We start from the raw sequence: 21,999 nt of genomic DNA on the forward strand, positions 1-21,999 counted from the left end.
CGCTGTTCTCGGCCCCGGAGCCCGCCGTCCCCGTGGGGTGCGGCGGACTCCGGGGCCGCTTGCCGGCTACCGACCGATTCGCCGTACGCGCCGCCCCGGCCTGGGTGACAATGGCCCCTGGCTGTCGTCGAGTGGTCGGAGGCGTCATGGCGCACATCCCGCTGAACCATCCGGCGCGGCCGATCTACCGGTTCCTCGCCGGGCTGATCGGTCTCTACATCCTGGTTTTCGGTGTCTGGGGCACCGCGCAGACGCTGGGTGACCCGCTCTTCGACCGGGACGGAGAATGGGTGCTCGGCCTCCGCACCAACCTCGCGTTCGCGCTGGCCTCGGTGGTCTTCGGCGCCTTCCTCCTGGTGGGGGCGTCGCGGCGGGGCAATCTCGGCCACTACATGAACCTGATCGCCGGGGTCGTCTTTCTGGTGACCAGCATCCTGATGATGTCGGTGTTGCAGACCTCGGCCAATGTCCTCAGCTTCTCGATGTCGACCGTGATCGTGTCGATGCTCTTCGGGCTGATCCTGCTCGGCACCGGCCTCTACGACAAGGTCGGGCCGGTGGAGCCCGCCGAGACGGAGTAGGCCGGCGCCGGCCGTCCGGCCGTCCGGCCGTCCGGCCGCCGACCGGAACCGGTCGATGGCTCAGCGTCTCCGCATGGTGATCAGGCCGGGCTTCGGCTCGAGGTGGGACAGGCCGTTCCAGGCCAGGTTCACTAGGTGCGCCGCCACCGTCTCCTTGCCCGGCCGGCGTACCTCCAGCCACCAGCGGCCGGTCAGCGCCACCATTCCCACCAGGGCCTGGGCGTAGAGTTCGGCCAGTTTCGGGTCGTACCCGCGGCTGGAGAACTCGGCGCCGAGGATGTGCTCCACCTGGTGCGCGACGTCGTTCATGACGCTGCTGAAGTTGCCCGTCGACGACATCAGGGGTGACTCCCGGACCAACACCCGGAACCCGCTGTTCTCCTCCTCGATGTACGTGAGCAGGGTCAGCGCGGCCTGTTCGAGCAGTTCCCGTGGGTGGCCGGCGGTCAGGGCGGTGGTGATCCGGTCGAGCAGGTTGCGGACCTCCCGGTCCACCACCACCGCGTACAGCCCCTCCTTGCCGCCGAAGTGCTCGTACACCACCGGTTTGGAGACTTTCGCCCGAGCCGCCACCTCCTCGATCGAGGTGGCGTCGAAGCCGCGTTCGGCGAAGAGCTGGCGCGCGGTCGCGATGAGTTGTTCGCGCCGCTGCGCCGCCGACATGCGTACCCGTGCGGTCTTGCCGGCCGCTGCGGCTCCCCGTCGGCGACCGGGGGTGTGGTCGCTGCCCAGGCCATCCATCATGTCGTCACCTCATCGGCGCTCGGTGCCGTCCGGTCGTGGGGTCGAGTCGGTCACCGGCAATCCAGTCGTGGGTCGAGCCCGTCACCGGTCATCCTGTCAGGTCGGCTCGGGCGCGGCGCCCGGCGGCGGTCGGGTCGGTGCCGCGGCGCGCGGCGGTCGGCGGTCGGTGCCGCGGCGCACCGTGAGGCGCGCTGACCCCACCACCCGGTTGGCCCCAAGTTGGCGGGGACTATCGTGGTTGTCGGTAATCCGGCCTGCGGCCGGGCGCTGTCCGGGCGGATCGCAGGTATGATCACCGAGCTGTTCCGGATCGTGGGTCTGTTGCGACCACGCGTTCGGACGACACGGCGATGGGGTGTGGGGTAACGGCAACCCGCAGGCCTTTGGAGCCTTGAGCTCCTGGTTCGAATCCAGGCACCCCAGCTCCAGCCACCGGTCAGCATTGTGAAGGCCCCGCCCGATCCTGGGTTGATGTCTGGTTAGCATGACCGCGAGACTGTCGCCGTTCCGACGGGAGCCCTTCCGTGTCCCAGCAGCCCTCCCCCCGTACCGTCGTGGTGCTCGCCGCCGGTGCGGGTAAGCGGATGAAGTCCGGGCTTCCGAAGGTGCTGCACCCACTGCTTGGTCGGACGCTCGTCGGCCACGTGCTCAGCGCCGCCGCACCGCTCGCCGCCGACCGTACGGTGGTGGTGGTCGGTCACGGCGCGGACCAGGTCCGGGCCCATCTGGCGGAGATCGCCCCGCCGGCCACCCCGGTGCTGCAGGCCGAACAGCTCGGCACCGGGCACGCGGTGCGGATCGCGTTGGCCGCCGTCCCGGAGAGCAGCGGCACCGTGGTGGTTCTCAACGGGGACGTACCGCTGCTGCGGCCGGAGACGCTCGGCGGGCTGGTCGAGGCGCACGAGCGGGCGGGTGTCGCCGCGACGGTGCTGGCCGCGGAGGTACCCGATCCGACCGGGCTCGGCCGGGTCGTCCGGGACGCGGACGGTCAGCTCCAGCAGATCGTGGAGCAGCGCGACACGACCCCCGCACAGCGGGAGATTCGGGAGATCAACGCCGGTATCTACGCCTTCGACGCGGACCGGCTGCGGGGCGCGCTCGGCAAGCTGTCGACCGACAACGCCCAGGGCGAGGAGTACCTGACCGACATCTTCGGCCTGCTGCGGTCGGCGGGCGAGCCGGTGGCGGTGCACGTGGCGCCGGACCACATCGAGACGCTGGGCTGCAACGACCGGGTGGAGTTGGCCGGGCTGCGGCGACTGCTGCGCGACCGGGTCAACGAGGCCTGGATGCGCAGCGGGGTCAGCCTGCTCGACCCGGCGACCACCTGGATCGACGTGACCGTGGCGTTGGACCGGGACGCGGTGGTCGACCAGAACACCCAGCTCCGGGGCGCCACCGTGATCGGTGCCGGTGCGCAGGTCGGCCCGGATGTCACGTTGGTGGACACCCTGGTCGGGCCCGGCGCCACCGTGGTCCGCAGCCACGCGGTCGGAGCGGAGGTCGGCCCGGCGGCCAGCGTCGGCCCGTACGCGTATCTGCGGCCGGCGGCGCGGCTGGCGCAGAAGGCGAAGGTGGGCACCTTCGTCGAGGTGAAGAACTCCGAGGTTGGCGTGGGGTCGAAGGTCCCGCACCTGACCTACGTCGGGGACGCCACGATCGGCGAACAGAGCAATATCGGCGCGGCGACCGTGTTCGTCAACTACGACGGGGTACGCAAGCACCGAACCGTCATCGGTGACCACGCCCGTACCGGCGCGGACAACATGTTCGTGGCGCCGGTCGAGGTCGGCGACGGGGCGTACACGGCGGCCGGTTCCGTGATCGCCGAGGATGTGCCGGCCGGGGCGATGGCGGTGGCCCGGTCGCGGCAGCGCAACATCGAGGGCTGGGTGCTTAAGCGGCGGGCCGGCACGGCCGCCGCGGCGGCCGCCGAGCGTGCGGGGCAGGCCGGTGTCGCGGGAGTGTCTTCCGGGGCGACGGCAAGTGAAGGTGAGGCAATGCACGCGGGGGCCGAGCCGGTGGGTGGGGCGCACGGCACCGGGGATACTGCAACCGACTAGCCCCGGCCCACCACCCGCGCCGGGCACCACCAACCAACAGGAGCAGACGGGCCATGGGCAGCATCGTCGCCGAAAACCGCAAGAGCCTGATGCTCTTCTCCGGGCGTGGCTTTCCGGAGTTAGCCAAGGAGATCGGCGAGGTGCTCGGGGTCGCCCCGACACCGGCCGACGCCTACGATTTCGCCAACGGTGAGATTTTCGTCCGCTACAAGGACTCGGTGCGCGGTTCGGACGCCTTCGTGGTGCAGTCCGTCACGCACGGGGTGAACACCTGGGTCATGGAGACCCTGATCATGATCGACGCGTTGAAGCGTGGGTCGGCCAAGCGGATCACCGTGGTCCTGCCGTTCTACCCGTACTCGCGGCAGGACAAGAAGCACCGGGGTCGGGAGCCGATCTCGGGCCGGCTGATCGCGGACCTGTTGAAGACCGCCGGCGCGAACCGGATTCTCACCGTTGATCTGCACACCGCCCAGATTCAGGGCTTCTTCGACGGTCCGGTGGACCACCTCTTCGCGATGGACGTGCTCGCCGAGGAGGTGGAGCGTCGGTACGCGGGGCGTCCGATGACGGTGGTCGCCCCGGATTCGGGTCGGGTCCGGGTCGCCGAGCGGTGGACCGACCGGCTGGGCGGCTGCCCGCTGGCGTTCATCCACAAGACCCGGGACCCGTCCAAGCCGAACCAGGTGGTGGCGAACCGGGTGGTCGGTGAGGTTGAGGGCCGGGTCTGCCTGATCGTTGACGACATGATCGACACGGGTGGCACGATCACCAAGGCGGCGGAGATCCTCAAGGAGCTGGGCGCGGCCGAGATCGTCGTCGCCTCCACCCACGCGCTCTTCTCGGATCCGGCGACCGAGCGGCTGAAGAACAGCCCGATCAGCGAGGTACTGGTGACGAACACGTTGCCGCTGCCGCCGGAGAAGCAGCTCGACAAGATCACCGTGCTGTCGATCGCACCGCTGCTGGCCCGGGCGATCCGGGAGGTCTTCGACGATGGTTCGGTGACCACCCTCTTCGGTGGCCTGAGCTGAGGCCCGGCGGCCCCGGTCCGGCGGCGGTCGACGCCGCCGGACCCGGGCTTCGTCGGCGCTGCTTTGGCCGGAGCTGTTGATTCCGGGGTGCCGCCGGAGTGGGTGGATTACCTTCGGGTAGACTGGTGCGGTTGCCACGGCGAGGGTGCCCTGCGGGCCGCTGATCAGGACCGCACGGAGGCGCCGTCATCGACGCGGCGCTCCTAGGCGGTCGGTCATGACGCAGGAGCCCCAGCGAGCCCCTCACCCGGCACCGAGACGACCATCGCCGCAGCGAAGCATCAGGAGTTTCCCCGTGTCCGAGGTAAAGATCAGCGCCGAGCCCCGTACCGAGTTCGGCAAGGGGGGTGCCCGTCGTACCCGCCGGGCCGGCAAGGTGCCTGCCGTGCTGTACGGCCACGGCGAGAAGCCCAAGCACATCGCGCTGCCGGCCCGGGAGTTCGCCGCGGCGATCCGGCGCGGTGGTGCCAACCAGCTCTTCACGATCGACGTCAGCGACGGCACGCAGGTGCTGGCGTTGCCGAAGGCGATCCAGCGCGATCCGATCAAGGACACCTTCGAGCACGTGGACCTGCTGCTGGTCCGCCGCGGCGAGCAGGTCACGGTCGAGGTCCCGGTGCAGCTGGTCGGGGAGGCCGCGAAGGGCACGCTGATCGTGCACGACCACGACAGCCTCTCGGTGACCGCTGACGCCACCAAGGTGCCGGACCACCTCGACGCCACCATCGAGGGCCTGGAGGCGGGCACGCAGGTCGCCGCCGGCGACGTGCAGCTGCCGGCCGGAGTCGAGCTGGCCACCGACCCGGAGCTGCCGGTCGCCGCGGTGACCGCCGCCCCGACCGAGGAGCAGCTCGAGGCCACGCTGCCGGAGGTGGAGGAGGCCGCTGCGGAGGCCGAGGCCGAGGTCGGCGAGGTCACCGAGGGCTCGGAGGGTGCCGAGGCCGGGGCTCCGGTCGCCGAGCAGGAGGCGGGTGCCGAGGCAAAGGCCGAGGCCTGATCGTTCGCTGCGCAGATGCCAGGCGTCCCCGCTCGTCGGGGGCGCCTGTTGCGTATCGGTGGGTGGCACGGGTACGAGCGGAAGGGGCAGACGGTGGCGGAGGAGACAGGGCCGTGGCTGGTCGTCGGTCTGGGTAACCCCGGTCGGCAGTACGCCGGGAACCGGCACAACGTCGGCTTTTTCGTGGCCGACCTGCTGGCGGGGCGGCTGGGGGCCCGGTTCGGTCGACACAAGCGGGCGATGGCGGAGGTCGCCGAGGGGCGGTTGGGTCTCGGCGGGCCACGGCTGGTGCTGGTGAAGCCGCTGACCTACATGAACCTCTCCGGCGCGGCGGCGGCGGGCCTGGCGCAGTTCTACAAGGTGCCGCCGGCGCGGGTGGTGGCCATCCATGACGAGCTGGATATCCCCTACGGCCAGGTTCGGGTGAAGTGCGGTGGTGGCGAGGGCGGCCACAACGGTCTGCGGTCGATGACGAAGTCCCTGGGGACGAAGGAGTACGCCCGGGTGCGGTTCGGAGTGGGCCGGCCGCCGGCGCGGCGGGACCCGGCGGATTTCGTACTGTCGGATTTCGGTACGGTCGAGCGTAAGGAGCTGGATTTCCTGGTGGATCGGGCGGCAGATGTCGTGGAGTCGGTTGTCCAACGCGGGGTGGAACCGACCCAGAACCTCTACCACGGTGCCTGACGGCCAGTTCGGCGGTGGTCTCCGCTCCTACCGACGGCTGGCGTGGCGACGGGAGTACGGAAAATGAGCAGTCCTCCGATGATCGATGGGGCGTTCGCCCGTTGGTTGGCGGTCCGGGCCGGGCAGGCGCTGGTCAGCCTGCGCGACGAGGTGGGCTTCGGAGATCCGGGTGCCCTGAGGGCCGCGGGGGACAAGGTCTCGCACGACCTGCTCCGGACCGAACTGGCGACGTGGCGTCCGCAGGATGCGGTCCTGTCCGAGGAGGACGAGGGCTCCCGGCTGGCCTGGGCGGCGGAGGCGGGCGCTTCGACGGCACCGCGGCTGGGCAGCGACCGAGTGTGGATCATCGACCCGTTGGACGGGACCCGGGAGTTCGCCGAGGCGGGCCGGGCGGACTGGGCGGTGCATGTGGCGCTCTGGGCGCGGAACGCCCCGACGCCGCACGGACTGGTGGCGGGTGCGGTCGGGTTGCCGGCCCAGGATCGGGTGTTGGGAACGGACTACCCGCCGGGGTACCCGCAGGTGCCGGCGGTGACCACCGCGGGCGAGCCGCCGATCCGGTTGGCCGCCAGTCGCAGCCGCCCCCCGGTCTTCCTGACCGACCTGGCCGCCGAGGTGGGTGCCGAGCTGGTGCCGATGGGTTCGGCCGGTGCGAAGATCGCGGCGGTGATCACCGGTGAGGTGGACGCGTACATCCACGCGGGCGGGCAGTACGAGTGGGATTCGGCGGCGCCGGTGGCGGTGGCGACCGCCACGGGGCTGCATGCCTCCCGAATCGACGGCTCCGCGCTGACCTACAACGAAGCCAACCCACGTCTGCCGGACCTGTTGGTCTGTCGTAAGGATCTCGCCAGCCCACTGCTTGCGGCGTTGCAGCGCCATTGCGGGTAGCCTGAGCGCTACTTCTGGCAAAGCCGACCGGAGAGGTCTGGAAATGAGTGCGGGAATCGAGTCGGCGTCATGACCACGACGGCGGCATACCAGGTGTCCCACCTCGACGCGCTGGAGGCGGAGAGCATCTTCGTGCTGCGTGAGGTGGTCGCGGAGATGGAACGACCGGTGCTGCTCTTCTCCGGCGGCAAAGACTCAATCGTCATGCTCTGGCTGGCGCAGAAGGCGTTCGCCCCGGCGAACATTCCGTTCCCGGTGCTGCATGTCGACACCGGGCACAACTTCCCCGAGGTGCTGGCGTACCGGGACCAGCGGGTCGCCGAGCTGGGCCTGCAGCTGGTGGTGGCGAGCGTGCCGGAGGCCCTGGCCAGCGGGCTGGTGCGGGAGAGCGCGGACGGCATGCGCAACCGGATCCAGACCCCGGTGCTTTTGGCCGCCGTCGAGCAGCACCGCTTCGACGCGCTCTTCGGTGGCGCCCGTCGGGATGAGGAGAAGGCGCGGGCCAAGGAGCGGGTGTTCAGCTTCCGGGACGAGTTCGGCCAGTGGGATCCGAAGAACCAGCGTCCGGAGCTCTGGTCGCTCTACAACGGTCGGCACCAGCCGGGTGAGTCGATCCGGGCGTTTCCGCTGTCCAACTGGACCGAGCTGGATGTCTGGCACTACATCGCCCGGGAACAGATCGAGGCGCCCTCGATCTACTACGCGCACGAGCGCGAGGTGATCGAGCGCGACGGGATGCTGTACGCGGTGAACGAGTTCATCCGTCCCCGCACCGGTGAGGAGCGGTTCAAGGCCCGGGTTCGCTACCGGACGGTGGGCGACGCCTCCTGCACGGCGGCGGTCCGCTCGGACGCCGACACGGTGGCGAAGGTCATCGAGGAGGTCGCCGCCACCCGGGTCACCGAGCGGGGCGCGACCCGCGGTGACGACCGGGTCAGCGAGGCCGCGATGGAGGACCGCAAGCGGGAGGGCTACTTCTGATGACCACCGAGACGACCGCCGCGGTCGGTGCCGAAGCGACGTCCGCCCGACCGATGGACCTGCTGCGGTTCGCCACCGCCGGCAGCGTGGATGACGGCAAGTCGACCCTGATCGGCCGCCTGCTCTACGACACCCGGTCCCTCTTCACCGATCAGCTCGCCGCGGTGGAGGCGGTCAGCGCGGCCCGCGGCGACGAGTACACCAATCTCGCGCTGCTCACCGACGGCCTGCGGGCCGAGCGGGAGCAGGGCATCACGATCGACGTGGCGTACCGCTACTTCGCCACCCCCCGCCGGAAGTTCATCATCGCCGACACCCCGGGGCACATCCAGTACACCCGGAACATGGTCACCGGCGCCTCCACCGCCGACCTTGCGCTGATCCTGGTTGATGCCCGGAAGGGCCTGGTGGAGCAGTCCCGTCGGCACGCCTTCCTCTGCTCCCTGCTGCGGGTGCCGCACCTGGTCCTCTGCGTCAACAAGATGGACCTGGTGGACTGGTCGCGCGAGGTCTACGAGAAGATCGCCGACGAGTTCACCGCGTTCGCGGCGAAGCTCGACGCGCCGGACCTGACGGTGGTGCCGGTCTCCGCGCTGCACGGCGACAACATCGTCTCCCGGTCGGAGAAGATGCCCTGGTACGAGGGGCCGTCCCTGCTGCACCACCTGGAACGGGTGCACATCGCCAGCGATCGGAACCTGGTCGACGTACGCTTCCCGGTGCAGTACGTGATCCGTCCGCAGTCCACCACCGTCACCGACTACCGCGGGTACGCGGGCCAGGTCGCCTCCGGCGTACTCAAGCCCGAGGACGAGGTGATGGTGCTGCCGAGCGGCTTCACCAGCCGGATCGCCGCGGTGGAGACCGCCGACGGGCCGGTACCGGAGGCGTTCCCGCCGATGTCGGTGACTGTGCGGCTGACTGACGAGATCGATATTTCCCGGGGCGACATGATTTGCCGCCCGAACAACGCCCCGGCCGTCGCCCAGGACATCGAGGCGATGGTCTGCTGGATGGACGAAACCCGACCGTTGCAGCTCGGTGGCAGGTACGTGATCAAGCACACCACCCGGTCGGCGCGGGCCATCCTGCGTGGGCTGCAATACCGGTTGGACATCAATTCGCTGCACCGGGACGAGTCGGCGGGGGAGTTGAAGCTCAACGAGATCGGCCGGGTCCGGTTCCGGACGATGGTCCCGCTGCTGGTTGACGAGTACCGCCGGAACCGCACCACTGGTGGCTTCGTCATCATCGACGAGACGACGAACCGGACGGTTGGCGCCGGCATGATCGTCGAGGCGGGCTGACCCCACCCGGCCGGCGCGGGCGCTCCGGGGTCGCCGCTGATCGAGGTGGTCGCCGGCGCCGGACTGGCTACCCCCGTACCGGCAGGTGGTCGCGGTAGAAGGTCCAGGCATCGCTGATGATGTCGTGCAGGGTGGGCTTGGCGGGTGTCCAGCCCAACTCGGTACGGGCCAGGTCGGCGGCGGCGACCAACTCGGCGGGGTCGCCGACGCGGCGGGGGGCGACCACCACCGGAACCGGGCGGCCGGTGACCTCGCGGACCACCTCGACGACCTGACGGTTGGTGAACCCGTTGCCGTTGCCGAGGTTGTAGATCCGGTGCTGGCCGCCGACCGCGGCGTCGAGCGCGAGTAGGTGAGCCCGGGCGAGGTCGGTGACGTGGATGTAGTCGCGGACGCAGGTGCCGTCAACGGTCGGGTAGTCGTCGCCGAAGAGTTGGAGCTTCTCCCGGCGGCCGGCGGCGACGTCGAAGGCGATGGGGATGAGGTGCGTCTCCGGATCGTGCCGTTCCCCGAGGGGCACCGGGGCAGCCAGGTGGGCGCCGGCTACGTTGAAGTAGCGCAGCGAGACGGCAGCCAACCCGCTCCCGGCCGCCGCCGAGGTGAGCGCCATGTCGACGGTCAGCTTGGTGGCACCGTACGTGTTGGTGGGGGCGGTGATCGCCGTCTCCGAGATGGGCAGCTCGACCGGGTTGCCGTAGACGGCGGCGGTGGAGGAGAAGACGACCCTCGGGACCCCGGCGACGCGTACGGCGTCGAGCAGGGCGAGGGAGCCGACGACGTTGGTGTGCCAGTACAGCTCTGGCTTGACCATCGACTCGCCGGCGGCGATCAGGGCGGCGAAGTGCAGTACCCCGTCGAAGCCCGCCTGCGGGGTCACCACCTGTGCCACCTCGTCCAGGGGGGCGACGATGTGGGTGGCGTCGGGTGCCACGGCGACGCGGTGTCCGGTCCGTAGGTCGTCCAGAACGACAACCTCGTGGCCGGCGTCGAGCAGCATCCGGGTCACCACGCTGCCGATGAAGCCGGCGCCGCCGGTGACAAGCAGTTTCACGTCAATCTCCTCCTGCCGGGGCCGCCCCACCAGCGACCTTCGGTGATCACCCTACGGCGGCTTGCTGTGCCCGCGCTGCGAGGCGGTCGGCGGGGCGGGTCGCGCCCGCGGGCCGGAAGAACTGGCGTGGTGCTGTTCCGCGACTGCGATGCATGTCTACCATCGATCTCATGCGGGAAGCGGGTCGTCCCGGGCTCCGGCGCCGTGCGCGGGGGCGACCCCGCCGCGAACCCGGCTCGCTGTCCTGGGCGGTCGCCCGGGTCGTGGTCCGCACCGCTACCGCCGCCACCCGCCTGGTGACCGGGCTGCTCGGCACCAGTCCGGTGGCCGGCCGGGAACGGATCAGCGAGGACGAGTTACGCGACCTGGTCGCCGCGGCGACCGTGCTGGACCCGGTGGAACGGCGGATCATCGACGAGGTCCTCGTGGCCGGCGCCAGCCTGGTACGCGAGGTGATGATGCCGCGCACCGAGGTGGTTTTCCTCTCCACCGCGCTGACCATCGGCCAGGCGCAGCGCCTGGTCCGGGTCGAGCCGCACACCCGGTACCCGGTGGCGGACGGGACGCATGACGACGTGGTCGGCTTCGTGCACCTACACGACGTGCTGCTCCGTACCGACGAAGACCCACTGGTCACAGTGGGCGAGCTGGCCCGGGAGGTCAAGCGGCTGCCCGGCAGTAAACGGGTGCTCCCGGCCCTGACCGAGATGCGCCGGGAGGGGCATCACCTGGCGGTGGTCGTCGACGAGTACGGGGGGACCGCCGGCATCGTCACCTGTGAGGACCTGATTGAGGAGCTGGTTGGCGAACTGCACGACGAGTACGACACGCCGCCGGAGCCGATGCACGCCGGCCTGCCCACCACCGTTGACGGTCGGCTGAACCTGGCCGACTTCGCCGAGCGGACCGGGGTGAGCCTGCCGAACGGACCCTACGAGACGGTTGGTGGCTTCGTCATGGCCGAGCTGGGCCGGCTGCCGGTAGCTGGCGACGAGGTGTCGGTGACCGCCGTGCCGGCCGTCCCGGTGGAGCCGGTGCGGGCACCGCCCGGGGGCTGGCGGCTGCGGGTGCTGACGCTGGATGGGCGTCGGGTGGCCCGGGTGACGGTAGCCGCGGCCCGGCCGGCCGAGTCGCGACGCGAGGTGGGGCTCCCCACCCAGGCCGGTCGCGGTCAACCCGCCGGCCCGTCCTGACGGATGCCCCCGGTTGCTGACAGAATTGCCAGCATGTCCAACGTACCCGTTCGACCGCGCGTGTTCTCTGGCATTCAGCCGACCGCCGACTCGTTCCATCTCGGCAACTACCTGGGCGCGGTTCAGCACTGGGTGGCGTTGCAGGAGACGCATGACGCCACCTACTGCGTGGTTGATCTGCACGCGATCACCGCTGGGCACGACCCCCGGGTGCTGGCGCAGCGGTCCCGAATGGCCGCCGCGCAGCTGCTCGCGGCGGGGCTGGACCCAGAGCGCTGCACCCTCTTCGTGCAGTCCCAGGTGCCCGAGCACGCGCAGTTGGCCTGGGTGTTGGGGTGCATCACCGGGTTCGGCGAGGCGGGCCGAATGACCCAGTTCAAGGACAAGTCGCAGAAGCAGGGCAACGAGCGGGCCAGCGTCGGCCTGTTCACGTACCCGGTCCTGCAGGCGGCCGACATCCTCCTCTACCAGGCGGACGCGGTGCCGGTCGGCGAGGACCAGCGGCAGCACCTGGAGCTCAGCCGCGATCTGGCGCAGCGGTTCAACACCCGGTTCGGCTCGACCTTCGCCGTTCCCGCGGCGCACATCGTCAAGGACACGGCAAAGATCACGGACTTGCAGGATCCGACGGCGAAGATGTCGAAGTCGTCCTCCTCCCCGGCGGGTATCGTCCTGCTCCTGGAGGACGCGGCCCGGTCGGTCAAGAAGATTCGTTCGGCGGTCACCGACACTGGACGCGAGATCGTTTTTGATGTCCAGCAGAAACCGGGTGTCTCCAACCTGCTGACGATCTACTCGGCGCTTTCCGGCCGGAGCATTGACGATCTGGTCGGCGCCTACGCCGGCAAGGGCTACGGTGACCTGAAGAAGGACCTTGGAGAGGTGGTACGCGAGTTCGTGACGCCGATCCAGGAACGCGCCCGGGGTTATCTGGACGACCCGGCCCAGCTCGACAAGCTGCTCGCCGCGGGGGCGCAGAAGGCGCGGGCGGTGGCAGCACCGACCCTGCAGGCGGTGTACGAGCGGGTGGGCTTCTTCCCGCCGGTGCGCGGCGAGTAGTCAGCGACGCGACGCGTGCGGGTGAGCGGGATGGAACCGGTGGCCAAAGGGGTGGCACGAGGCGTGGACCTGCGGGACGGGTCGTCGACGGCCGGCGGCACAATCCAGATCGGCATCGCGGTGGACGTCCCCGAGCCCTGGGGGAGTGTGCTGACCCGGCGGCGGATGGCGGCGGGCGACCAGCAGGCCGTCCCGGCGCACGTGACGCTGCTCGGGCCGACCGAGATCCCGGCCGCTGCCCTGCCGGCCGTCGAACGGCACCTGACCGAGGTCGCCGCCGCGCACCCTCCGTTCACCCTGCACCTGCGCGGTACCGGCACGTTCCGGCCGGTCACCCAGGTGGTTTTCGTGACGGTGGCGACCGGGATCAGCGAGTGCGAGCTGCTCGCCGCGGCGATCCGGGGCGCCCCGGAGCTGCACCGGGAAACCCGTTTTCCGTACCACCCGCACGTCACGGTGGCGCAGGACGTCTCACCCGACGCGCTGGACCAGGCGTATGAGGACCTGGCTGACTTCTCGGCGATGTTCGGGGTGGAGGCGTTCACGCTTTTCTCCCACAGTGGCCAGACGAAGTGGCAGCCCCGGCGGGACTTTCGGCTCGGCGGCTGAGCCGGTGCCCGGCGACAGGTCGGCGAGGATGGCGAGATGAACGTGTTCCGCCGGATCCAGGCGGGTGCCCACGGGCGGATCACCAGCACGCGGCGCCGCTACCCGTCCTTCGACCACGGGTTGCGGGCGGCCCTGCTCTACAACCGCCGGTTCGGCAGCCGGCTCGCCGCCGCGATCGCCTACTACGGCTTCTTCGCGGTCTTCGCGCTCGCCCTCGTCGCCTACTCCGTCTTCGGGGCGATCCTGGAGGGAAACGTCGAGGCCAATGCCGCCGCGGCGGACTTCCTTCGGGAGAACCTGCCCTTCCTCGACCCGGTGCAGGTCGCCGAGAGTAGCGGGGCCGTCGGCGTGGTCGGTTTGATCATCCTGGTCTTCACCGGGGTCGGCTGGGTGGAGGCGATCCGTTCCTCCCAGCGGTTGCTGTACGGCCTCGACCAACAACCCGGCAACTTTGTCGTTCGTCGGTTGGTCGACCTGGGCGTGCTGCTGGTGGTGTTCGTGCTGCTCGGCGTCTCGGTAGCGGCGGTGGACACGTTGAAGTCGCTGCTGCGGTGGCTGCTGGGCAGTGCCGGCTCGGCCGGGCTCACCACGATCAGTGCGGTGCTCAGCGTCTTCGTGAACGCGGTGCTGGCGACCCTACTGCTGGCGGCGGTGCCCCGGCTGCGGCCCAGCCGGGTCCGGCTGCGCCCGGCGGTGCTGCTGGTGGCGGTGGGTATCACCCTGCTCAACACCATCGGGCGGTACTACGTGGTGCGGACCGAGCGGAACCCGGCGTACACGGTGGTGGCGGGCGCGGTGGGGCTGCTGCTCTACCTCTATCTGCTCAACCAACTCGTGCTCTTCGGCGCGGCGTTGGTGGCCACCGGCAGCCGGGGGCAGGTGGTGGACCTCGCGGCGGAGCGGGTGGCGGCCGACCCGGAGGAGGCGGGCTCCCCGCCCCCCGGGCAGCCGAGCGTGAACGGGCCGACGGCACCCGAACCAGGGACGGAGCGTCGAACCGGGGATCCGCCCACGGCCGGGGAACGATGATTGGCGGGTGGGCACTCTCGTGACACTCGACCTGCCGGACGACTCGCCGATGCTCGACCTGCCGTGGATTATCACCTTCGGCCCGCTCGGCGACGCCGACGAGTGGGAGCCGGTGGTCTGCGGCCCGTACGAGCGGGCGCCCGCGTTGGCGCTGGCCGAGGTGATGGTGGCGGAGGAGGCGCTGATGGCAGTGGTCGAGCCGCTGCTGCCGGCGGTGTCGGCGGAGCAGATCCGAGGTGAGATCGTCGCGGCTCAGGCCGCCGCCGAGGATGAGGCGGCGGCGCAGGCGGACAGCGCCGAACTCTACGGCAACTTTGACGACACCTTTGACGAGGAGCTGGCGGAGGGGGAACGGGATCGGGAGGCCCAGTCGGCGATGCCGCCGAGTGAGGCTGCGATCCGGGCGGGCTTTGCCCGGATCGCAGCGAAGTTACCGGGCCTCGAGCGTTGATCTCGGGCCGGCCGGTTGCCCAGCCGCCCGGCGGCCCGGGGCACGCCGAACGACCAGGTTGGTTGGGGCGTACCCGCTTAGCGCCGTTCGAACCAGGCGGCCGCGTCGACCGGGATCAGGTAGCCGGATTCCTCCCGGGTGAGCGTGGCGCTGGCGACGAGGGGCTCGCCGTACTCGGTGCTGACGGGTGCGTCGCTGATGTTGACCACACAGGTGAGCGCCGTACCGCCGGCGGTACGGGTGAAGGCGAGGACGCCCGGCCGGCTCTCCTGCCAGCCGATCTGGGCCGCGGCCGTGGCGAGCGCGGGGTGCGCCCGGCGGATCCGGAGCGCGGTGCGATACAGCTCGAGCGTGGAGTCGGGGACGCCGCGCTGGGCAGCCACCGACAGTTCCCGCCAGGTAGCCGGGGCGGGCAGCCAGCTCAGCGCGCTGCCGGCGGGGCCGAAGCCGTAGGGGCTGAGCTCGCCGCTCCACGGGATCGGTACCCGGCAGCCGTCCCGGCTCTGGCCGGTCCGCAGGTACTGCGGGTCCTGCCGCAGGTCGTCCGGGAGGTCGAGGACCTCGGGTAGGCCCAGCTCCTCACCCTGGTAGACGTAGGCGCAGCCGGGCAGCGCGAGCATCAGCAGGGCTGCGGCGCGGGCGCGGCGTAGTCCGGCCGGCCCATCCCCGTACCGGGTGACGTGTCGCTGCTTGTCATGGTTTGACAGCACCCAGGTGGTGGGCGCGTTGATGACCGCTGACTCGGCGAGCGCGCTGTCGATGACCTTGCGGAAGGAGTCGGCCGACCAGTGGGCGTCGAGGAAGTCGAAGCTGAACGCCTGGTGCAGCTCGTCTGGACCGATGTAGCGGGCGAGCCGTTGCGGGGTCTCCGCCCAGGCCTCGGCCACCGCCATCCGGCCCCCGGGGTAGCTGTCCAGGATCGGCCGCCAGGCACGGTAGATGTCGTGCACCTCGTCCTGGTCGAAGTAGGGCAGTCGGCTTTTGCCGAGCAGTTCGACCTGTCGTTGGCCGGTCTGTTGGCCGAAGCCGACATCCGGCAGGCCCTCCGCCTTGATCATTCCGTGGGCCACGTCAATCCGGAACCCGTCGACGCCGCGGTCCAACCAGAACCGGAGCACCTCCTCGAACTCGGTGCGGACCTCGGGGTTGCGCCAGTTCAGGTCCGGCTGTGCCGAGTCGAACAGGTGCAGGTACCACTGCCCGTCGGGCAGCCGGGTCCAGGCCGGTCCGCCGAAGATGCTCTCCCAGTCGTTCGGCGGCAGTTCGCCCGCGGCTCCGCGCCCCGCGGCGAAGTGGTAGCGGGCCCGCTCGGGGGAGCCGGGGGCCGCCGCGAGGGCGGCCTGGAACCAGGGGTGGGCGCTCGACGTGTGATTGGGCACCAGGTCGACGATGATCCGTAGGCCCAGTGCGTGCGCGTCAACGATCACGTCGTCGAACTCGGTGAGGGTGCCGAACATCGGGTCGACATCGCGGTAGTCGGCGACGTCGTAGCCGCCGTCAATCATGGGTGAGGGGTAGAAGGGGGTCAACCAGAGCGCGTCCACCCCGAGGTCGCGCAGGTAGGGCAGGCGTTGCCGCAGGCCCGCCAGGTCGCCGATCCCGTCACCATTCGCGTCGGCGAAGCTGCGGAGGTAGACCTGATAGATGGCGGCGGAGCGCCACCAGTCATCGTCGGAGGTCGGCGGGGTGGGGTTGCGGACGGTCATGAGGGGTTCCCCGATCTCGCGCGGTACGGCGGTCTCCGGCGCGGGCAGGGGTGGTGGCGCCGGTTGCTGTGCAGGATGCCGGCAGAGCGTTGCAAGAGTCAAGCAGACCTTGCGCAAGATGGGCCCGGATTCGCCTCCCGGCCGGGCTCGGGACGGGGCGGGCGGCGGGCGTTCAGACCGAGACCGCCAGCGGGGCGGGGGTGGGCCCACCGGGGTCAACGCCGGGCGTCCGGGCGACCGCGGTCGAGCCGCGTACCACCAGCTCGGGCCGGAACAGATACTCCGAATGTGGGGCGGCATGCCCGTTGATCTCGTCCACCAGAGCCTGGACGGCGGCAACCGCCATCGCGGCGACCGGCTGGCGCATGGTGGTCAGGGGTGGGTCGGTGAAGGCCATCAGCGGGGAGTCGTCGTATCCGACGACGGAGACGTCGCGGGGCACGGCGAGCCCGCGCTGTCGGGCGGCGCGGATGGCACCCAACGCCATCGGGTCGGAGCCGCAGACCAGGCCGGTGACGCCGCGGTCCAGCAGGCGGGTGGCGGCGGCCTCGCCCCCCTCGACGCCGAAGAGGGAGAGCTCGGTGAGTTCAGTGAGCTCGGCCTCGGAGACATTCGTGCAGCGCCGCATGGCGGCTTGGTAGGCGGCGACCTTGCGCTGTACGGGGACGAACCGGTTTGGTCCGGTGATCAGGCCGATCCGGCGGTGCCCCAGCGCGACCAGGTGGGTGACGGCCAACTCGGCGGCCTCCCGGTCGTCACAGGAGATGAAGGGCGCGGGGAGGTTCGGTGCGTAGCCGTTGACCATGACAACCGGCAGTGGGCGGGCGATCAGTGCGCGGTACCGCTCGTGGTCGGCGGCGGTGTCGGCGTGCAGGCCGGAGACGAAGACGATGCCGGAGACCTGCCGGTCGAGCAGCATCTCGACGTATTCGTCCTCCCGGATTCCCCCGGGGGTCTGGGTGCACAGCACGGGGGTGAAGCCGGTCGGCGCCAGCGCCGACTCGATGATCTGCGCGAAGGCGGGAAAGATCGGGTTGTCGAGTTCCGGGACGACCAGGCCCACCAGTCCGGCGCAGCGTTTGCGGAGCCGGGCTGGACGTTCGTACCCGAGCACGTCAAGGGCGGTCAGGACGGCCTGTCGGGTCTCGGGTGCCACTCCGGGTCGGTCGTTGAGCACCCGCGACACGGTGGCCTCACTGACCTCTGCCTGCTGGGCGATGTCGGACAGTCGAGCGCGCATGGCGGCACTGTAGCTCACCGGATGGTTCTTGCGCTGACAGGCAAGTTCTTGCAGCCCGATTTTCCGGGGCTGCTGGCCTGGGCGGAGGACGGTGTTTCGGTCGGTGAGGTCCGAGGGATGCCGCATCGAACAGCATCAACGCGGTCGGGGTGTTGGCGGCCGGGGGGCGGGGGGCGACGGCTGGCCGAGGTCCGGGCCTGCCGTTTTGTCGCGCAAGCCCGACATGAGATGGGTCTAGATGACAAGATGGCCCCGGTTGTTGCAAGACCGTTCGCAAAGGGTTTCTAACTTAGAAAACTCTTGCTAGTGTCCGGCCGACACCGGCAGGCAATCTAGGAGCGAACATGCGTCGCACAGCCAAGGGAGTCGCCGTACTCGCCTCCGCCGCCCTTGCTCTGACCCTCGTCGCCTGTGGCGAGGACGAGCAGAGCGCGGGGGAAGGGTCAACGACCGACCCCGCAGCCATGAAGGCCGAGCTGACCTGGTGGGACACCTCAGACCCGAAGAACGAGGGTCCGGTTTTCCAGGAGCTGATCGCCAAGTTCAACCAGACCTATCCGAACGTGAAGATCAATTATCAGTCGGTCCCGTTCGGTGAGGCACAGAACCAGTTCAAGACGGCAGCACAGGCCGAGACCGGCGCGCCGGACATCATGCGGGCGGAGGTGGCTTGGGTTCCAGAGTTCGCCTCGCTGGGCTACCTCTACGCGCTGGACGGCTCCGAACTGCTCGCCGACGAGTCGGACTTCCTGCCCACTCCGCTCGCCTCGAACAAGTACGACGGCAAGACCTACGGCGTCCCGCAGGTGACCGACACGCTGTCGCTGATGTACAACAAGAAGCTGTTGGCCGAGGCGGGTGTCGCCGCCGCGCCGACGACCTGGGCCGAGCTGAAGACCGCCGCCCAAGCCGTCAAGGAGAAGACCGGCGCGGACGGCCTCTACCTCAATCCGGAGGGCTACTTCCTGCTGCCGTTCCTCTACGGCGAGGGCGGGGACCTGGTGGATGTCCCGGCCAAGAAGATCGTCGTCGGCTCGGACCAGAACGTGGCCGGGCTGGAGATCGCCAAGGATCTGATCGACAGCGGCGCGGCCGTCCCGCCGCCCGCGACGGACTCCTACGGAACCATGATGACCCTCTTCAATGAAGAGAAGGTCGCCATGATCATTAATGGTCCCTGGGAGGTCAACAACGTGTCGCAGGCGCCGGCCTTCGGCGGTGTGGAGAACCTCGGCATCGCCCCGGTCCCCGCCGGCTCGGCCCAGGCCGGCAGTCCGGTCGGTGGGCACAACTACACCGTCTGGTCCGGCATGCCGGAGGAGAAGGTCGAGGCCGCCATTGCCTTCGTGGCCTTCATGAGCTCCGCCGAATCACAGGCATTTCTCGCTGAGAAGCTCGGGCTGCTGCCGACGCGTAAGTCGGCCTACGACCTTGACGCGGTACAGAGCAACCCAATCGTGACCGCGTACCAGCCGGCCGTCGAGGCCGCGGTCAGCCGCCCCTGGATCCCCGAGGCTGGCCAGTTCTTCGAACCGCTGGACGAGATGGTCACCAAGGTCCTGATCCAGAACCGGGACCCGAAGGAGGCGCTCGACGAGCTCGCGAAGAGGTACCAGGCGGAGGTCGTCACCGCGTACGGCTTCTGATCCACCCGCCGGCGGGCAGAGGCCGGCGACCACTCGTCCCTCGGCATCCGGTCGGGCCGGCGACCGCTCCGGTCGCCGGCCGACCGGCCCACCTACTGGAGCTCAGCTGATATGCGCACCGTGACCGCCGCGCCAGCGTCCGCGCCGCCGGACCGTCGCCCCGCCCGCCCGTCCCGACTTCGTCGTAGCTGGGACCGGAACTGGTACGCCTGGGCGATGGTCCTGCCGGTGGTGATCGTCCTGGCAGTCTTGATCTTCTATCCGCTCGGCCGGGGAATCTGGCTCTCCTTCACCAACCTCAACGAGGCCAACCAGGTGGCGGAGATCTGCACCAAGTCGATCACCGGCGGTGAGGTCTGCGAGGAGAACCCCAACCGGTGGGAGTATGCGGGTCTGGACAACTACGTCCGGGTCCTCACGGGCCAGGTCGGCCGGTTCTGGGAGTGGACCGGGATCACTCTGATCTGGACCTCCGTCGGTGTCGCCTTCCACTATGGTCTCGGGCTCGGCCTCGCCGTCCTGCTCAACCGCCCGATCCGCGGCCGTGGCCTCTACCGGGTGCTGCTGGTGCTGCCGTGGGCGGTGCCGGCCTTCGTCAGCGCCTTCGCCTGGAAGTTCATCTTCAACGAGCGCTTTGGCCTGGCGAACTCGGTGCTCACCGGGCTCGGGGCCGACCCGCTCCCGTGGTTCTCCGAACGGTGGACGTCACTGTTCACCGCGATCGTCACCAACGTCTGGCTCGGCGTGCCGTTCATGATGGTGGCGCTGCTCGGCGGGCTGCAGACCATTCCCGGTGAGCTCTACGAGGCGGCGGAGATCGACGGCGCGTCGCCGTGGCAGCGGTTCCGGGCCATCACATTGCCGGGCCTGCGGTCGACCAGCATGACCGTGATCCTGCTCGGCACCATCTGGACGTTCAACCTCTTCCCGGTCATCTTCCTGGTGACCGAGGGAGAGCCGGCCGGAGAGACCGAGATCCTGGTGACCGGCGCGTACCGGGCCGCCTTCGAGGGCATCCGCAACTACTCGCTCGCCTCCACGTACGGCGTGTTGATTCTCTCCATTCTCTTGGTCTTCTCCGTGTTCTACCGGCGGGCACTGCGTAAGCAAGGCGAGGTGTGGTGATGAGCCAATCGACCAGCTCCGGGACGGCCACGTCCACGGCGGGGACACCGGCGGCCCCGGTCGGGGCCGGGGCCACGCCGACCGCCCGGGCCAAGACCGCGCGGCGTGCTGGCCGTAGTCGGCGTAGCCCGGCGACGTCGCTGCTGCTGCACGGGACCTTGATCGTCGCCTCGCTGGTTGCGATCGGTCCGATCGCCTGGGTGCTGCTCTCCTCCTTCAAGCCCGGGTACGCGGTGCAGAGCACCGACCTGACCCTGGTCCAGGATCCGACCCTGACCAACTACCGCTACGTGCTCTTCGACACCAGCTTTCTGCGGTGGCTGCTGAACTCGGTGATCGTGGCCGGCGGCACGATGGGGATCGGCATCTTCCTCTCGGCGACCACCGGTTACGCCGTCTCCCGGTTCAACTTCCCGGGCCGCCGGCCGTTGATGATGGTCTTCCTGGTCACCCAGATGTTTCCGGTGGCCATCCTGATCGTGCCGATCTACACGATCATGGCGCACCTCGGGTTGATCAACACGTTGCCGTCGCTGGTGATCGCCTACCTGACCATCGCCGTTCCGTTCTGCTCCTGGATGCTGAAGGGCTACTTCGACTCCATCCCCACCTCGCTGGACGAGGCGGCGGCGCTGGACGGCTGCGGCCCGTTCGCCACCTTCTGGCGGGTGGTGCTGCCGCTGGCCCGCCCGGCCGTCGCGGTCACCGCCTTCTACACCTTCCTCACCGCGTGGGGGGAGGTCGCGTACGCGTCGGCCTTCATCCAGACCGACAACCAGTTCACCCTGGCGTACGGGCTTCGGCAGTTCGTGCCGCAGTACAACCCGCAGTGGGAGTACCTGACGGCGGCGGCGGTGCTGGTGACGGTCCCGGCTGGGCTGGTCTTCATGATCGCCCAACGGCACCTGGTCTCGGGTCTGACCGCGGGTGGTACGAAGGGCTGAGGCGCCGATCGACCGAGCCCCTCTACTACGATCCGTCGTTGTGGGGGAGGATAGGCCGCGTGGAAGCCTTACGACTGACTCTCCGTTACATCCACCTGATCGGGTTCGCGCTGTTGCTCGGCGGCGCGGTGGTGCAGTACCTCAAGGGCAAGTTCCGGATCAACCCGGCCATGCTCTGGGGTGCGGGGCTCGCGTTGCTGACCGGAATCGGCCTCTCCGCGCCACTGCGGGACGGGGGTGAGCCGGACCCGGCGAAGCTCGTCACCAAGCTGACGCTCGCGCTGCTCATTTTCGTCATGGTCTTCTTCTCGCGGAAGCGGGAAGCGGTCGCCCGGGGGCACTTCCTCGCGATCATCGGGCTGACCCTGGTCAACGCTGCGGTGGCGGTCTTCTGGCGGTAACGTCCGACTGGGGGTAACCACCCTGCACGAGGAACCCGCTGGATGCGGAGAATTCGTCCCATCCGGGCACCTTTGGCCGCCATGTCGAGTGACCGAAGTACCCCAGGATCACGTCGGGGTAACAGGCACTCAACAGTCACGCATGGCTGTCGGCCGGGGTAGGGGCCGGGGGCGTACGCTCGGCGTCCGGAACGTGGGACACCGGCGGCACAGTGCAGGCCGGTTCACAAGGGCTGCCACCGTGGTGGACGCGGTGCGCAATG

21 protein-coding genes and 1 tRNA gene are annotated in these 21,999 nt (G+C 69.7%); 18 read left to right on the forward strand and 4 right to left on the reverse strand.

Going from position 1 to position 21,999, the window contains the following annotated elements; all coding sequences use genetic code 11:
- The first annotated feature begins 146 nt into the window (after positions 1-146).
- Positions 147-581, forward strand: a complete 435-nt coding sequence (locus SALPAC2_RS0120500; RefSeq protein ID WP_018218498.1) for a DUF4383 domain-containing protein — start codon at positions 147-149, stop codon at positions 579-581.
- A gap of 60 nt (positions 582-641) precedes the next feature.
- Here SALPAC2_RS0120500 and SALPAC2_RS0120505 read toward each other — a convergent pair whose 3' ends face one another.
- Positions 642-1,325, reverse strand: a complete 684-nt coding sequence (locus tag SALPAC2_RS0120505; protein ID WP_018218499.1) for a TetR/AcrR family transcriptional regulator — start codon at positions 1,323-1,325, stop codon at positions 642-644.
- A 351-nt stretch (positions 1,326-1,676) separates the two neighbouring features.
- Here SALPAC2_RS0120505 and SALPAC2_RS0120510 point away from each other — a divergent pair.
- The 8 genes from SALPAC2_RS0120510 (at position 1,677) to SALPAC2_RS0120545 (ending at position 9,282) form a co-directional block, all read left to right on the forward strand.
- Positions 1,677-1,748, forward strand: a tRNA-Gln gene (locus tag SALPAC2_RS0120510).
- 101 nt (positions 1,749-1,849) lie between these two features.
- Positions 1,850-3,388 (forward strand): bifunctional UDP-N-acetylglucosamine diphosphorylase/glucosamine-1-phosphate N-acetyltransferase GlmU, encoded by a 1,539-nt coding sequence (gene glmU, locus SALPAC2_RS0120515; RefSeq protein WP_026184953.1) that lies wholly within the window; start codon positions 1,850-1,852, stop codon positions 3,386-3,388.
- A gap of 53 nt (positions 3,389-3,441) precedes the next feature.
- Entirely contained in the window at positions 3,442-4,422 is a 981-nt protein-coding gene (locus SALPAC2_RS0120520) for a ribose-phosphate diphosphokinase (protein ID WP_018218501.1), read from the forward strand.
- Positions 4,423-4,717: 295 nt separating this feature from the next.
- Complete coding sequence (locus SALPAC2_RS0120525) at positions 4,718-5,419, forward strand: 50S ribosomal protein L25/general stress protein Ctc (RefSeq protein ID WP_018218502.1); 702 nt, start codon at positions 4,718-4,720, stop codon at positions 5,417-5,419.
- Between the two features lie 93 nt (positions 5,420-5,512).
- Positions 5,513-6,103 (forward strand): aminoacyl-tRNA hydrolase, encoded by a 591-nt coding sequence (gene pth / locus SALPAC2_RS0120530; RefSeq protein ID WP_018218503.1) that lies wholly within the window; start codon positions 5,513-5,515, stop codon positions 6,101-6,103.
- Between the two features lie 63 nt (positions 6,104-6,166).
- Complete coding sequence (locus SALPAC2_RS0120535) at positions 6,167-6,994, forward strand: inositol monophosphatase family protein (RefSeq protein ID WP_026184954.1); 828 nt, start codon at positions 6,167-6,169, stop codon at positions 6,992-6,994.
- A 69-nt stretch (positions 6,995-7,063) separates the two neighbouring features.
- On the forward strand, positions 7,064-7,975 hold the full coding sequence (gene cysD, locus SALPAC2_RS0120540; protein WP_018218505.1) for a sulfate adenylyltransferase subunit CysD: 912 nt from the start codon (positions 7,064-7,066) through the stop codon (positions 7,973-7,975).
- Entirely contained in the window at positions 7,975-9,282 is a 1,308-nt protein-coding gene (locus tag SALPAC2_RS0120545) for a sulfate adenylyltransferase subunit 1 (protein WP_018218506.1), read from the forward strand. Before cysD ends, SALPAC2_RS0120545 begins: the two co-directional genes overlap by 1 nt.
- A gap of 67 nt (positions 9,283-9,349) precedes the next feature.
- Here SALPAC2_RS0120545 and galE read toward each other — a convergent pair whose 3' ends face one another.
- Positions 9,350-10,333, reverse strand: a complete 984-nt coding sequence (gene galE, locus SALPAC2_RS0120550; protein ID WP_026184955.1) for a UDP-glucose 4-epimerase GalE — start codon at positions 10,331-10,333, stop codon at positions 9,350-9,352.
- 263 nt (positions 10,334-10,596) lie between these two features.
- Here galE and SALPAC2_RS0120555 point away from each other — a divergent pair, with 263 nt between their 5' ends.
- From SALPAC2_RS0120555 to SALPAC2_RS0120575, 5 genes are read left to right on the forward strand one after another with little or no spacing between them, the layout of a single operon-like run.
- A complete protein-coding gene (locus SALPAC2_RS0120555) occupies positions 10,597-11,526 on the forward strand; it encodes a hemolysin family protein (RefSeq protein WP_018218508.1) in 930 nt (309 codons plus the stop codon).
- Between the two features lie 33 nt (positions 11,527-11,559).
- A complete protein-coding gene (gene trpS / locus SALPAC2_RS0120560) occupies positions 11,560-12,585 on the forward strand; it encodes a tryptophan--tRNA ligase (RefSeq protein ID WP_018218509.1) in 1,026 nt (341 codons plus the stop codon).
- Positions 12,586-12,615: 30 nt separating this feature from the next.
- The gene (locus tag SALPAC2_RS0120565) at positions 12,616-13,194 is read left to right on the forward strand and encodes a 2'-5' RNA ligase family protein (RefSeq protein WP_018218510.1); all 579 of its coding nucleotides are present in this window, start codon (positions 12,616-12,618) and stop codon (positions 13,192-13,194) included.
- Between the two features lie 36 nt (positions 13,195-13,230).
- Complete coding sequence (locus SALPAC2_RS0120570) at positions 13,231-14,223, forward strand: YihY/virulence factor BrkB family protein (protein WP_018218511.1); 993 nt, start codon at positions 13,231-13,233, stop codon at positions 14,221-14,223.
- 7 nt (positions 14,224-14,230) lie between these two features.
- Positions 14,231-14,674 (forward strand): hypothetical protein, encoded by a 444-nt coding sequence (locus SALPAC2_RS0120575; RefSeq protein ID WP_018218512.1) that lies wholly within the window; start codon positions 14,231-14,233, stop codon positions 14,672-14,674.
- Between the two features lie 77 nt (positions 14,675-14,751).
- Here the strand turns inward: SALPAC2_RS0120575 and SALPAC2_RS0120580 are convergent, their stop codons facing one another.
- Together SALPAC2_RS0120580 and SALPAC2_RS0120585 are read right to left on the reverse strand one after the other, a co-directional pair.
- Positions 14,752-16,380: a glycoside hydrolase family 13 protein gene (locus SALPAC2_RS0120580; protein ID WP_018218513.1), complete on the reverse strand. Its 1,629-nt coding sequence runs from the start codon at positions 16,378-16,380 to the stop codon at positions 14,752-14,754.
- A 172-nt stretch (positions 16,381-16,552) separates the two neighbouring features.
- Positions 16,553-17,620 (reverse strand): LacI family DNA-binding transcriptional regulator, encoded by a 1,068-nt coding sequence (locus SALPAC2_RS0120585; RefSeq protein WP_033661906.1) that lies wholly within the window; start codon positions 17,618-17,620, stop codon positions 16,553-16,555.
- 344 nt (positions 17,621-17,964) lie between these two features.
- On the opposite strand from SALPAC2_RS0120585, the gene SALPAC2_RS0120590 reads away from it, so the two are divergent.
- The 4 genes from SALPAC2_RS0120590 to SALPAC2_RS0120605 all read left to right on the forward strand — a co-directional run bounded on the left by SALPAC2_RS0120590 (position 17,965) and on the right by SALPAC2_RS0120605 (position 21,736).
- Positions 17,965-19,266: an extracellular solute-binding protein gene (locus tag SALPAC2_RS0120590; protein ID WP_026184957.1), complete on the forward strand. Its 1,302-nt coding sequence runs from the start codon at positions 17,965-17,967 to the stop codon at positions 19,264-19,266.
- Between the two features lie 111 nt (positions 19,267-19,377).
- Positions 19,378-20,391 carry a carbohydrate ABC transporter permease gene (locus SALPAC2_RS0120595; protein ID WP_018218516.1) on the forward strand — a complete coding sequence of 338 codons (1,014 nt, stop codon included), beginning with the start codon at positions 19,378-19,380 and terminating at the stop codon, positions 20,389-20,391.
- Positions 20,391-21,335: a sugar ABC transporter permease gene (locus SALPAC2_RS0120600; RefSeq protein WP_018218517.1), complete on the forward strand. Its 945-nt coding sequence runs from the start codon at positions 20,391-20,393 to the stop codon at positions 21,333-21,335. The genes SALPAC2_RS0120595 and SALPAC2_RS0120600 overlap by 1 nt, the downstream gene beginning before the upstream one ends.
- Before the next feature lie 59 nt (positions 21,336-21,394).
- Positions 21,395-21,736, forward strand: coding sequence for a hypothetical protein (locus SALPAC2_RS0120605; RefSeq protein ID WP_018218518.1), 342 nt, complete (start codon positions 21,395-21,397; stop codon positions 21,734-21,736).
- The last annotated feature ends 263 nt before the right edge of the window (positions 21,737-21,999 follow it).

This window comes from Salinispora vitiensis, assembly GCF_000378825.1.
GTDB classification, from domain to species: Bacteria; Actinomycetota; Actinomycetes; order Mycobacteriales; family Micromonosporaceae; genus Micromonospora; species Micromonospora vitiensis.

Bases quoted from the DNA above. Each gene is read 5' to 3' on its own strand.
- cysD (WP_018218505.1), top strand. From the start codon at position 7,064: ATGACCACGACGGCGGCATACCAGGTGTCCCACCTCGACGCGCTGGAG.
- SALPAC2_RS0120505 (WP_018218499.1), bottom strand. From the start codon at position 1,325: ATGATGGATGGCCTGGGCAGCGACCACACCCCCGGTCGCCGACGGGGA.
- SALPAC2_RS0120565 (WP_018218510.1), top strand. From the start codon at position 12,616: ATGGAACCGGTGGCCAAAGGGGTGGCACGAGGCGTGGACCTGCGGGAC.
- SALPAC2_RS0120590 (WP_026184957.1), top strand. From the start codon at position 17,965: ATGCGTCGCACAGCCAAGGGAGTCGCCGTACTCGCCTCCGCCGCCCTT.
- SALPAC2_RS0120520 (WP_018218501.1), top strand. From the start codon at position 3,442: ATGGGCAGCATCGTCGCCGAAAACCGCAAGAGCCTGATGCTCTTCTCC.
- SALPAC2_RS0120500 (WP_018218498.1), top strand. From the start codon at position 147: ATGGCGCACATCCCGCTGAACCATCCGGCGCGGCCGATCTACCGGTTC.
- SALPAC2_RS0120585 (WP_033661906.1), bottom strand. From the start codon at position 17,620: ATGCGCGCTCGACTGTCCGACATCGCCCAGCAGGCAGAGGTCAGTGAG.
- SALPAC2_RS0120570 (WP_018218511.1), top strand. From the start codon at position 13,231: ATGAACGTGTTCCGCCGGATCCAGGCGGGTGCCCACGGGCGGATCACC.
- SALPAC2_RS0120580 (WP_018218513.1), bottom strand. From the start codon at position 16,380: ATGACCGTCCGCAACCCCACCCCGCCGACCTCCGACGATGACTGGTGG.
- SALPAC2_RS0120535 (WP_026184954.1), top strand. From the start codon at position 6,167: ATGAGCAGTCCTCCGATGATCGATGGGGCGTTCGCCCGTTGGTTGGCG.
- SALPAC2_RS0120595 (WP_018218516.1), top strand. From the start codon at position 19,378: ATGCGCACCGTGACCGCCGCGCCAGCGTCCGCGCCGCCGGACCGTCGC.
- trpS (WP_018218509.1), top strand. From the start codon at position 11,560: ATGTCCAACGTACCCGTTCGACCGCGCGTGTTCTCTGGCATTCAGCCG.
- SALPAC2_RS0120545 (WP_018218506.1), top strand. From the start codon at position 7,975: ATGACCACCGAGACGACCGCCGCGGTCGGTGCCGAAGCGACGTCCGCC.
- SALPAC2_RS0120600 (WP_018218517.1), top strand. From the start codon at position 20,391: ATGAGCCAATCGACCAGCTCCGGGACGGCCACGTCCACGGCGGGGACA.